Source organism: Roseibium sp. AWQ4_254 (assembly GCF_056161025.1).
The window spans coordinates 43,533-55,836 of record NZ_JBSWYH010000001.1; the positions used below are offsets into that span (position 1 = coordinate 43,533).

Consider the following 12,304-nt stretch of genomic DNA (forward strand, 5'->3'; position numbering starts at 1 on the left):
AGTGCGCGCCTCCGGCCGCGTGGGGGTCAGAGCGCCGGGATGCGCAGAACCTGGCCTGGATAGATCTTGTCCGGATCGGACAGCATCGGCTTGTTCGCCTCGAAGATCTGCGGATATTTGGATCCGTCGCCATAGGCTTTTTCAGCCACCTTCCAGAGCGTGTCGCCTTTTTCGACCGTGTGGAATGAGGCTTCCGGGGATTCGGTAGCTACGGAAATCTCTTCCTCCACCCGGGATACACCGAGCACGTTTCCGGCAGCCAAAATGAGCTTTTCGCGGTCTTCCTGCGTCGGCGCCGCGCCGGCAATCTTCACCGTGTCGCCCTCGACCTGAACGGAGACATCTCCGTCAAGCCCCAGATCGGCCACTTCCTTCCGAATGGCCTCTGCGCTGGCATCTGCTGCGTCATCGCTTCCAAACAGGCTTTTCCCGGCGTCTTTTACGAAATCAAAAAATCCCATGGTGGTCCTCCTTGAACTGAAATCGGGTCGTAACCCTGGTGCTGGGCGCACCCGCACGGCACGTGAGAGCACAGCCCAGTTTCCTTAGAGGGAGTTGACGCGCGCAATGCAAGCAAAAACGGCTGAGGGGCAGTCGCCGCTGGATCATCCGCGTTTGGCGCTGATCTGATATCAACCTCAACCATGAAGACCCTATTCGACCGTGAGATGGGAGCGTTCAGCAAGGAGCGTGTCACAGGGCCATGTGGGGCATCGTCCAGAGCGCGCGACACGGCGGAATGCGCTCATGCCGCAGCCTCCGGTGGCTCTTTCAGGCCCGCCGGGCTGAGTCTCGCCGCATGCCCGAGCAACCGGCCGATCTGCGTGCCTTTCCTTGCCAGAGAACCTGAAGACCATCCAATAGGGCCTTATTTCTTGAGCTGCTATGACAGGGCACGCTTGGAACCTGTCTGATGGACCGTTGTTTAAAGCCGCATGGATGGAACGTCGCCTTGAACGATCAGGTTGGCATCGGTTGCCGAGATCACGTCGTCAACACTGGTTCCAGGGCCGGTTTCCTTCAGCACCAGCCCCTCCCGGGTCGGTTCGATCACGGCCATCTCGGTGACGATCAGGCTCACCTGGCGCTGGGCGGTCAGGGGCAGGGTGCATTCGCGCAGGATCTTCGGTTTGCCGCGGGCTGTGTGGACCATCGAGACGATCACCCGTTTTGCTCCGGCCACCAGGTCCATCGCCCCGCCCATGCCCGGAACCATTTTGCCCGGGATCATCCAGTTGGCCAGGAAGCCGCGTTCGTCCACCTGCAGGCCGCCGAGAACGGTCATGTCCAGATGACCGCCGCGAATGAGGCCGAAGCTCATGGCGCTGTCTATGGAGGCGGCGCCCGGAACGGCGGTCACGAACCCGCCGCCCGCATCGGTCAGGTCCGGGTCTTCCATGCCTTCAGGAGGGCGGGCGCCCAAGCCGATTACGCCGTTTTCGGCCTGAAAGAACACATGCACACCCTTGGGCAGGTAGTTGGCCACCATGGATGGCAGGCCGATGCCCAGATTGACGAGCGTGTCCGGGGCGATTTCCTGTGCCACGCGCCGGGCGATGATTTCCTTAGCTTCCATCGGGCTGTCTCTCCAGAAGATGATCCACCAGGATACCGGGTGTCTTTACGCTGTCCGGGGAGATGACCCCAACCGGAACAATGGTCTGCGGTTCGGCAATGACCGTCCCGCCCGCAAGGGCCATGACCGGATTGAAATTGTGAGCGGTGAGCGAATATTCCAGATTGCCCACATAATCGGCCTGATGGGCGGCGATGAGGGCGAAATCTCCGGGGAGCGGCTCTTCCAGCAGGAAGTCCTTGCCCTGGACGGTGACTGTCTGTTTGCCCTCTTCCACAAGCGTGCCGATGCCGGTCGGTGTCAGGATGCCGCCGAGGCCGACACCGGCCGCGCGGATCCGCTCCACTAGGGTTCCCTGGGGTACCAGTTCGACTGCGATCTCTCCTGCGATCATCTTTTGCTGGGTCTCGGGGTTGAGCCCGATATGGGAGACAATGGCCCTGGACAGGCAGCCCGCACTCACCAGCTTGCCGATGCCCCGTCCGGGCATGGCCGTGTCATTGGCTACAACGGTGAGGTCCTTTGTGCCGCGCGCGACAATGGCGTCAATCAGCCTGTGGGGCGAACCCACCCCCATGAAGCCGCCGATCAGCAAAGTGGCTCCATCCGGAATGAGCCCGGCTGCTTCGGCTGCCTTGATTGCACGTTTCATCACAGGTCCCCGCCAATCGATCCTTTCCGGCAACGTTAGCGGCTGAACCGTCCCAGGAAAAATGAAGATTGTGCGACGCAGTAGTCTTACGGATGTGGAACTGGGGGGAATTTCGCGGGGAGACAAAAAACGCCGGAAAGCTGCATAGACGCTTTCCGGCGGTTCAAGGGAGCCCCGGTTTTCTGAAAGACCGGGGCATCAAGGCATGTGTTACGCTGCGCGGACCTTTGCCAGAAAGTCCTGCATAGACCTGCGCAGGGTGTTGGACTGCTCGTGCAGCTGGCCGATGGCGTCGTTCATGTTGGAGCTGAGCTGAGCGGTTTCACCTGCAGCGCTGCTGACCTCTGAAATCGACTGGGACACACCTTCCGTGCCTTGCGCTGCTTCTGCAACGCTGCCTGCGATCTCGGTCGTTGCCTGGTTCTGCTCTTCAGCGGCCCCTGCCATGGCGGAGGTGTTTTCGGCAATGCGCTGGACCATCTCCGCAACGGAGGCGGTTGCGTCGGTCGATGCGTCGGCCGCCTGGCGCATCTCGCTGATCTGGCGGTCGATTTCTTCGGTGGCCTTGGAGGTCTGTTCGGCCAGGGCCTTGACCTCGGAGGCAACAACCGCAAAGCCCTTGCCGGCTTCACCGGCCCGGGCTGCCTCAATCGTCGCGTTCAACGCCAGAAGGTTGGTTTGTTCGGCAATGTCGGTGATCAGCTTGGTGACATCCCCGATCCGCGCCACCACCTGCTGCACGGTGGCAACAGCTTCGTTGGAGCGGTTGACGCCCTGTTCGGCCGAATGGGCGATTTCGGAAGAGGACCGAACCTGATCCGTGATGGCCCGGATCGACGCGGACAGTTCTTCCGTCGCACTGGCCACCGTATTGACATTGGTGGTTGCCTGTTCTGCGGCGGCAGACACAGACAAGGCCTGGTCCGTGGTCAGGTTGGCAATGTTGGACAGGGACCCGGCATTGCCGTTGAGTTCGTCCAGGCGGCCGATCATGTTGGTGCAGATGTCGAGAACGGTGGATTCGAACTCGCTGGCGACCTTTTCCATTTCCTCGCGTTTCACCCGCTCGGCATTTTCCTTTTCGGCTGCGGCGGCTTCTTCCAGCTCCCGGGTGCGGATCAGGTTGTCGCGGAAAACGCTCAAGGACCGGCCCAGCAGGCCGATTTCATCCCGGCGGTCGCCGGTCTCAACCGCCTGGGAGGTATCGCCTGTTGCCAGTTTTTCAGTGATCTTCGTGAGGGCCGTCAGCGGGCTGGACACAAGAACATGGCTTACGAACCCCAGGACCATGGCCAGGATCGTGATCACAATCGCGCTTGCAACTGCAACGGTGACGACTGTGCTCATGGCCGCGTTCTGGGCCGCTGCTGACTTCTGGCGTTCAGCAGCCACAGCATCGGCAAATACTTTGCTCTGTTCCTGAACAGCCGCTAGCAGCTGAGTGCTTTCCGGGGTCACTTCAATCGCGCGGGCCATGTCCACGGTGTCCGGGGAGCGCATCAGGTCGATCTGGCGGGCGGCAATTTTGCTGTACCAGGTTTTCCAGCTTGTCTCGAGTGCATCAATGCGGGGCAGAAATTCCGGAGCGGGGCCGCTGATAGCGTCCCGCAGCGTGGAGAGTTGCCCCGAAATGTCGTTGTTCAGCTGGTTCGATTTGGCCAGCCAGTCTCGGTTGCCAGTCAGCAGGAAGGATTTGACCGCCTGGGATTGCGCCACGATTTCCTGATTGAGGTTGGCGGTTTCGGAATTGAGATCGGCCAGATGGTTGGCTGTTGTGACCTCATGAAGAGCCGACACCGCCTTGAAGGCACTGGTGCCACCGGCAACAGCGCCGATCAGGGCCAGGGTCAGGAAGCCTGCAGCAATTTTCTTGCTGACGGAAAGATTTTTCAGCATCTTGGAGATCCGCTTACGAGTTCGGGGCCAGGCGGCGTTGAAGTTCTGTCAGGTTGAATTCCACCGTCGCAGCGCCGATGGCTTTGCCGGTCTCCGGGTCTTTGACGGACAGATTGAGCTGCGCGCGCCAAATTTTCCGGTCTTCGTCCCATTCGGCTTCGTCGATGAACACCGCATCGGGACCGTTGGGAAAGGTCTTTTGGAACTTGGCTTCATCGCCCTGCCAGTAGTCGCCGGTGATCGCGCTTTGGCCGACATTCAGGCCGTTGGCGTCCATCACGAAGATTTCCGGATAAAGACCAAGGGAGGAAGCCTGCACCCGCAGCAGGTAGATGGACAGAGGGGCTGACAGGGTGGCGGAAATCAGAGGCTTGTCGCTTGCTTCCCGCTCCTTGCGCCATTGCTGGTCAAGAGCGTCAATCTCGCTGCTGGACAGGGTGCCGCGCAGGTCGTTCTGTGCATGGATCGACAGGGCGACAATCGGGTTGGACAGCCATTCGCTGACGCTTTCGATAACCGGTTCCGTGATCAGTTTCTTGGGGTCTGGTGCTGTTTCTGCGCACGCCTGAGAGGCAATGAGGGCCGCAGATAAAGAGATTAGCCATCTATGCATGACGTTGCTCCACTAGAGGAATTACTTGTAGAAGCTCGCCTTGTTTCCTTAACATGAAATAAAAAACGCGTATCTAAGGCTGAAAATTGTCAAACTATCGTCTAATTCCGCAGTGTAAGTAGTTCGCACCCTATCGTAAAAGTAGAGTATATAAACCTATAATTACTAAGATTTTGAGCGCACTTTATTGATGTGTTATTTATGGTTGTAAAAATTAAAAATAAAACCAGATTTGGCGAATTTTAAGAGATCTCAATCGGGTGGCAGGCCCGATTCGGTCTGCGGCGGAGGCTGATCTCTCTTTGGACTTGTGGTGACTGTGGGACCAGAAGGCTTTGCGGCGTTGCTTGACCTTCTGGGCAAAGCCACTTAAGTCCGCAAGCGCCAGTCGGCCGGACAGCCGCTGCCGCAAGCGCCGAAAGGCCGCGGGGGAGGAAAGTCCGGGCTCCAGGGAAACACGGTGCCGGGTAACACCCGGCGAGGGCGACCTTAGGGACAGTGCCACAGAAAGCAAACCGCTCCGGCGTGCCGGAGTAAGGGTGAAAGGGTGGGGTAAGAGCCCACCGCGCCGCTGGCAACAGGGGCGGCATGGTAAACCCCACCGGGAGCAAAACCGAATAGGGGCAGCGCGGTCCGGGGTCCGGACCAGGTCCGTTTCCAGGCCAGTTGCCCGGGTTGGTTGCGAGAGGTGTCTGGCAACAGGCATCCCAGATGAATGGCTGTCACGCCTGTGCCGGGCTCCGGTCCGCGCAGGCCATACAGAACCCGGCTTACAGGCCGGCTGGCTTCAAATCTTCCGGCATGCTTCAGCCGGCCATATAGGCTGGCGTGCTGGCCAGAAAGCGCCCATAGGCCTCCGCATCCGGATAGGAAAACTGTTCGGCAATCGGATTGGCCCGCTTGGTCCGGGCCGCCCCCATATCTGACAGCAATTCATCAAAATGGCGGAAGTGGAAGGGCGCTGAGCAAAGGCCCCCATAGACCTTTGCGGCAGGACGTTCCTGGCGGCGCCAGGCCAGCATCTCCTCAATGTTCCGGATCATGCCCTCTGTGCTTGGCTGGTTCGCCAATTTGCCATCCGCGTAGCGCACGAGCCAGTTGGCAATCATCTCGGCAGACAAGACCGTGCAAAAGCTGGAATTGAATCCGACAAAGCCCATCTCGGGCAGGTCCGGATTCACCGAGAGCCGGTAGACACGGTATTGCCCGTCAGGCTCGATCAGCTTGTCCAGATACGCCTTGGCCAGATAGGGAATGCCGAGCTTCCAGCCAACGGCCAGGATCGACAGGTCGCAGGGCACCGTCTCGCCGCTGGTCAGAACGATCTTGCCGTCTTCATAGCGTTCATACGTGCCTTTCACCGGGCGGATCGAACCGTTTTCAAAGCCTTCGAACAGGCCCGGTGTAACAATCGGAAGCGAGCAGGAGGCGTCTTTTTCAATGGGTATGTCAGGCACCATGTTCCATTTCTTCAAGTTGAGCTGGAACTTCAAAAGGGTTTCAAGGCCCCGGAAATTTGCCCAGATAAGGGGTTTGAACAGGGTAAAAAGGGTCTTGGCAAAGGGCGAGCGCCCCCAGCTATTGAACTGCTGTTCCTGGGCGCGCATGTAGAGCAGCCGCTTGAAATTGATGCCGCCGATAAAATACGGCACACGCCAGACCGCCTCCCGGTAGACCAGCGTGACGGATTTCGCGCCGTTGCGGGCGGCGTTGACGACAATATCCGTCGCCGATTTGGAGCCGCCGAGGACGACCACATCTTTGCCCCGCACAAGCGAAGGGTCGGTATATTCCGAACTGTGCATCACCTGGCCGCCCGCCGCTTCAAAGGCCTCCTGTCCTGGATGGGTGAGGACGTTCTTGTCGGAAAACTGGCCGGTGCAGACGGCGACGAAGTCGAAATCCCGGGTCCAGGTTTTTCCCGCCGTTTTCAGCGTCAGGGTCCAGCCCGGCTGACCGTCGGACCGCCGGTCCATGGACAGAACATTTGTGTTGAGCTGAAACAGCCGCTCCAGCTTGTGTTTTCTGGCATAGGCATGCAGATAGGCGTGAACCTGCGGCCCCTTGGGTCATTCCGGATAGTCCTGCGGCATGGCAAGATCCGTAAAGCGGTAGAGGTCCTTCGGCGACTGGGTCTGGACATCCGGGTAGGAGCGGGAGGGTTCCCAAACCCCGCCGAAATCATGGCTGCGTTCAAAGCCGAAGACCCGGTGCCCGCGTTCGTCAAAGGCCTTCGCAGCGGCAAGACCGCTCACGCCGCCGCCGATGACGGCGACGTTCTTAACATGTGTCATGGTCAATATCCTTCCTTTGAGAGCGTCAGTCCGGTCAGGCATTCTGACCGGGCGGCGGCAGGAAATCGACTTCATGAAGGGCCGACAGGCGGACCAGCTCCTGCGGATCGGTCACGCCGTCAAGCGCACCGAAGAGGTCAAAAAGCTTGCGCGAGGGGGCCACGCCAAACACACATGTGGCGTCTTTGCCCGAGCGGTTGAAGATACCGTGGGCGATGCCCATCGGCATTCTGGCCGTGTCGCCTGAGCGTGCGGTATGGGTTGTGCCCTCGATCTCCACCTCAAGCTCGCCCTCCAGCATGACGATCCATTCATCCTGGGTTGGATGAATATGCGGTGGCACGAACGTGCCTTTCGGGATGAAGGCATGCCAGATCAGGGCATTCGTGCTGTGCACCTTCGGTGTGTAGGTATGTCCGACCACGTTCCAGCTGATCCCGTCCAGACCCGTGTCCGCAGATGTTATACCAGCTCCATTTTTCATTTGGTTCCCCTCAGTGTTGGATTGATGGCAAGAAAAGCTAAGCTTGGAAGGGCGGATCGTTTTATCCAGATTGCGAAAAAAGATGCGGGAGGACAGTAAAGATGCGTATGGAAAGCGACAGCTTGCTTGATTGAGGCCGCGTGCGGCGGCATGATTCCATATGGCCCAGGCAGAGCGAAGATCTCCGCTACATGATTACCAGTGCTTCGAAACACGGGATGTGGATGAAGCACGGGCCATTGTGGCACGCCACTTTTGCAGCCACCGTCTGGAGCGTCTGTCGGTCAGGGACCGGTTTGATGCCCGCCAGAACCGGGCGCCGGGACGGTGCCTGTCACTCAATTACATCCGCTACGGGGCGGACGTGGCCATCGACCCGGGCGAACTCAGTGATTTCTATCTGCTCCAGATCCCGGTCAACGGTACAGCCCAGATCGATCATGGAACCTGCACCATTCACTCCTGTCCGCGCGTTGGAACGGTTTTGAACCCTGACCGGGACACCCGCATGCGCTGGCGGGAAGGCTGCGAGCAGATCCTGCTTCAGATCGACAAGACCTACCTTCACGCCATTGCAACGCAGATGACGGGGGTCGAGATCGGACAGGTGCATTTTACGGCAGCGCTTGACATGGCGCGGCCCGGCGTTTCTGCATGGGCCTGCACCCTGCGCGGCCTCTTCGGAGCGGCCGAACACAGGCAGGCCTTTTGTGGCCCGGGCGATATCCGGCAACGGCAGCTGGAGGAGGGGCTGGTCATGTCCCTGCTCGAAGCGCAGCCCAACACGGTCTCGGCCCTGTTGCGCGAGCGCCGGTCCGCAGCAGCACCTGGTCTTGTGCGGCGCGCGCTCCAGCTAATCCACGAGCGTTTCGAGGAAGATCTCAGCCTCCTCGACATCAGCGCCTATGCGGGCACCACGCCGCGCAACCTGCAGATCCTGTTCAAAAGAGAACTGGGGTGCAGTCCGATGGAAAAACTGCAGTCGCTCCGCCTGAATTATGCCCACTATCTGCTCTTGTCGGCTGGGGCCCACCGGTTTATTGCTGAGGTGGCTGAAAGATCGGGCCACAGGCATGCGGGACGTTTTTCCGTTGCCTACAAGGCCCGGTTCGGCGAGGCTCCGAGGGAAACCCGCAACCGGGTTCCCTTCGGCTAGCCTGTCAAAATTCGGGCAATTTTTAGATGTCTTAGAATTTTTAGCGATATTTTGGAAGATTTAGCAGGGCAGTGTGTTGTGAGTATTCCCTATAAAATTTGCGCAAGATTTGTGTATAATATTGCTAATTTTGCCACTATTTTGCCTAAAATAATTAATGTTCCGTCCACTTTTTCGACCTTGTTCATTCCTAGGGTTTCTCCAGAACGGGGAAATAGGGCAGGTTGAATATGACGGGGACTTTCGAAGACTTTCTGGCGGCGCTACTGGCCTTCACATCCGGGTGGGACAGGGAGCGGTACAACGCAGGAGGTCTTGAGGACCGTCAGTTGGATCAATCGGCCGGCGGCTCTGTCTCCAGTTTCTTCCCGTCCTATTCCAGCTGGTCTGAGCTGTCGCCTGCCGAGTGGAAGGCCATGGCGTGCCGGTCTGTGAATTCTCTCGGCTTTGTCGGCTTCCGCTTCGGTGAAGCCCTTATGATTGACCTCGGATATTACGACTCCGAAGTCTATTATGGTCACGGCTCGGCCATAAACCGTTGGGACGGGACCTGGACCGGCAAAAACGGCATTCATTCGTTAAAGGGTTTCATGTCTGCGACCGCCCAGCGGCGTGCCATTTGTGAGGCCTTTGGCCACTATTTGCGGATCATGCAGTCGCAGCTTGCCGCAAGTGGGTCTTCCCTGGAGGCGGTGCTTGGCCGCACCGTAAGGTATACCCGTGGTGAAGAGGTGGTTCAGGTTGAGCTGACCTTGAGCGGTATCCTTGCGGCGGCCCATTTGCGCGGCGCCTGGGGGACGGCCTCGCTGCTTCTGGGCGGTGCGGCCAGCATGGATCAATATGGGGCCTCGATTCTGCAGAGCCTGGACCAGTTCGGGGGCTATGACAGCCCTTCGATCACACAACTGACGACCCTGTTTGAAGACCGTTCCGCCGCAGCGGCGGTGCCTGCTGTGCCGGAAACAGCCTCCCGAAAAACTCCCGATCCGCAAGTGTCGCCCGAAGATATGGCCTCTGACGAGACGGCCTCTGCAGAGATGGCCGTGGCTCGCGCCGTCAGCGAGGTGGCGCTGGAGGCCCTGCGCGAGGTCCTGCCCGGTTACGGTGCCGCCGGGGTTTCGGCGGAGACCGCGACTGTGGTCATTTCCTGGGCGTGGCGTCAGTCGGATAGGGTGACCGGTTTCAATCCGGCAACAGACACGATTTTCATCGACAAGGTTGGCGCGCTGGATCTGGACGTGGCGGAGACGACGGATGGCGTGGTTTTTTCCATTCCCTCCAATGCCCAGTCGACGACCCTTGCCGGTGTCCGCCTGAACGAGCTGAGCGGTGCCAATTTCACGATCCTGGATGCCTCCGCCGCTGAGGGAATCCTGGCTCTTGTCGGGGGCAACGCCCGTGCACCGCTGACGGCAACGCAGGTGTCCAGACCGCGCACACCGCTTGATCCTGTGGCCGCTGAGCCATTGCCGGCCGACCCTCTGCCTGCTGTTCCCGGGCAAGCCGCGGCGCCGAAATCTGGAGCGTTGGCTGCCGCTGCACCCGTGCCTGATGAGGTTGCAAACCGGTCGGGAGAAGCTGCGCCAGTTCTTGTCCCGTCTGCAGAGGTGCCGCAGGACGACGTTCTGGAAACTGTGTTGGACGCATCGGCCGCTGGTCCGGATGAAACCGGCACGGGGCATGGAACCGCCGGTGTGACAGCTGCATCGGCAACGGTCGTGATTACGCGGGCTCGGGGGGATAAGCGGGCGGTTTCCGGTTTCAATCCGCAGGCCCATTCGATTTTCATCGATTCCTTCGAGCCGGAGGCCATTGAGGTGTTTGAAGAGGCGGGCCATGTTGTGTTCGCCATGCCCTCCAACAACCAGGCGCTCGCCCTGGAAGGCGTGTTCCTGAGGGATCTTTCGCCTGCCAACTTCACTATTTTGAACGCGGATACAGGCCGAAAGCTTCTGTCCAAGATCGAGGCAGCCCCCCGGGAACGCGCAGTTGGCCGCGTGTCTGAGGACAATGGCGCTATGGAGCCTGGGTCCCCGGTCGCTGCAGAGCCAGCCCCGCTGGGGGCGGCGGCGCCCGTCGAAGCTGGAGCAGCCGCTCCAGTGCCACCTGCTGTGCGTCCGGCCTTTGCCGTCTTTGAACCAATTTCCGGCAAAGTGCGGCAGTCCGCTTCCAGCGTGCCCACTGTCGAGGTCGATGATATTTTCGAGCCGGATATGCCGGGCGCGCCGCGTTCAGCGCAGCCTTTGCCGAAGAGCCCGGTGCCGGAGGTGACTTTGCCGGACATGTCCCTGCCAAACGTGCCTTTGCCCCTTGGGGGGAGCGCCCGGGGCGGGGTCAAATGGGGTGCGGATTTCCGCGCAGAGAATATTATCGGCTTTGATCCTGGTGCTGACGAAATTGATTTCAGCATGGCGACGGCCGAAGGGTTTGTGCTGACGATGTCTCCGGCGGGCGAACCGGTGATCAACAATCCGACGGGCCCGGAGCATCAGATCGTGCAGGACATAAGGCTGTCGGATCTGTCACTGGATGCCTTTGTCGGTGTTGGCAGCAAGCTCCTGAGGCAGGATCTTGGCGCCATTTTGTGCTGGGAAAAGGGTATCGGCCCGCGTTCCGCTGGAACGGTTTATATCCGCTCCCACGAATGCGGCGTGTCGGACGTTGTGGCAGGCTTTGATCCGGCCACTTGGAAGATCAGCTTCCTGTATTTCGGCGCCCGGGATCACTTGAGCGTGGAAGACACGGCGGATGGGTTGGTGATCGCGTGTGGCCTGAGCGGTCAGAAAGTCATCTTTCCCGGCGTTCTCAAGGCAGCGCTCCGGCGAAACGCTCTTGAGTTCAGACATGACCAGTTGCTGGAAGACACGCTGGTGTCGGCTTTTGGCGCAACCCGTGAAGAGGTGGCCCTTGTGACCCGTAGCAGTTCTACGGCCCGCAGCGGTCCCGTGGCCGCCAGCGAAACGGACGGAGTGTCCAGTGCACCTCTGCCGCCCGTTGCGGGCAGAGAGGCGATTGAGGTGCCTGTTCTCAACACGAGTCCGGCGGACAGGCCAAATCCTGGCGCGGCACCGCATGACAGGTCCATGGAAACGCTCCTTTCTGAAGGGGATGCAGAGGACAGCGGCATTGTCTTGACGCGGGACAAAGACGAGGCGTTCGAAGACCGGCATTGGGGCTGGATGTTTGACGCCCGTTCCTTCAATCCGGAGGACGACATCCTGAACTTCCGGGGGAGCGAGGATGCTGGGCCGAAAGAGCGGAAGCGGGACGATGATCTGAAGATCACGGTCAACAACCAGGCTGCGCGTCTCTATCGCCGTAAGCCGCGCAAGACGGACAGTTTGCCGAGCGACAAACTCAAGGCAGCCAACTGGAAACCGGTTGTGATTGAAAACAATGGGGCTCCGGAGCGGCCGGTCCTCTAGGCCGGGGCTCCGAGGTGATCTTCCAGCCTGTTCGCAAGCGGATTTAAGATCTGCGGCTGCACGCCGCAGAACAGTTCGGCGAATCTTGTATTCTCTCGGCGTTCAAGTTTCGAGCGAACTTTAGGCATTTTTACCAATCCCCTTGAAAGCTCTGGAAAATAGTTTGGAATGTTTTCCGAAGTGAGGGGTTCTGCAAGATGCGCTGCCG

General features: G+C 59.6%; 8 protein-coding genes, 1 other RNA gene and 1 pseudogene. 3 read left to right on the forward strand and 7 right to left on the reverse strand.

The genetic code is table 11. From position 1 onward, the window contains the following. Nucleotides 1-26: 26 nt before the first annotated feature. The 5 genes from lysM to ACXAIC_RS00225 form a co-directional block, all read right to left on the reverse strand. Nucleotides 27-461, reverse strand: coding sequence for a peptidoglycan-binding protein LysM (gene lysM / locus ACXAIC_RS00205; protein ID WP_475172312.1), 435 nt, complete (start codon nt 459-461; stop codon nt 27-29). Nucleotides 462-925: 464 nt separating this feature from the next. Beyond that, nucleotides 926-1,576: a 3-oxoacid CoA-transferase subunit B gene (locus ACXAIC_RS00210; RefSeq protein WP_475172313.1), complete on the reverse strand. Its 651-nt coding sequence runs from the start codon at nt 1,574-1,576 to the stop codon at nt 926-928. Then, nucleotides 1,566-2,228: a CoA transferase subunit A gene (locus ACXAIC_RS00215; protein ID WP_475172315.1), complete on the reverse strand. Its 663-nt coding sequence runs from the start codon at nt 2,226-2,228 to the stop codon at nt 1,566-1,568. The genes ACXAIC_RS00210 and ACXAIC_RS00215 overlap by 11 nt, the downstream gene beginning before the upstream one ends. Before the next feature lie 210 nt (nt 2,229-2,438). After that, complete coding sequence (locus ACXAIC_RS00220; protein WP_475172316.1) at nt 2,439-4,124, reverse strand: methyl-accepting chemotaxis protein; 1,686 nt, start codon at nt 4,122-4,124, stop codon at nt 2,439-2,441. Between the two features lie 13 nt (nt 4,125-4,137). After that, nucleotides 4,138-4,737, reverse strand: coding sequence for a hypothetical protein (locus tag ACXAIC_RS00225; protein ID WP_475172317.1), 600 nt, complete (start codon nt 4,735-4,737; stop codon nt 4,138-4,140). A 384-nt stretch (nt 4,738-5,121) separates the two neighbouring features. Here ACXAIC_RS00225 and rnpB point away from each other — a divergent pair. After that, nucleotides 5,122-5,526, forward strand: an RNA gene (rnpB, locus tag ACXAIC_RS00230) — RNase P RNA component class A. Nucleotides 5,527-5,543: 17 nt separating this feature from the next. On the opposite strand, the pseudogene ACXAIC_RS00235 reads toward rnpB, so the two are convergent. Further along, a pseudogene (locus ACXAIC_RS00235) lies at nt 5,544-7,031 on the reverse strand (flavin-containing monooxygenase). A gap of 34 nt (nt 7,032-7,065) precedes the next feature. Beyond that, a complete protein-coding gene (locus ACXAIC_RS00240; protein ID WP_475172319.1) occupies nt 7,066-7,515 on the reverse strand; it encodes a cupin domain-containing protein in 450 nt (149 codons plus the stop codon). A 220-nt stretch (nt 7,516-7,735) separates the two neighbouring features. On the opposite strand from ACXAIC_RS00240, the gene ACXAIC_RS00245 reads away from it, so the two are divergent. Beyond that, the gene (locus tag ACXAIC_RS00245) at nt 7,736-8,671 is read left to right on the forward strand and encodes a cupin domain-containing protein (protein WP_475172321.1); all 936 of its coding nucleotides are present in this window, start codon (nt 7,736-7,738) and stop codon (nt 8,669-8,671) included. A 230-nt stretch (nt 8,672-8,901) separates the two neighbouring features. Next, nucleotides 8,902-12,096 carry a DUF5585 domain-containing protein gene (locus ACXAIC_RS00250; protein ID WP_475172322.1) on the forward strand — a complete coding sequence of 1,065 codons (3,195 nt, stop codon included), beginning with the start codon at nt 8,902-8,904 and terminating at the stop codon, nt 12,094-12,096. Nucleotides 12,097-12,304: the final 208 nt, after the last annotated feature.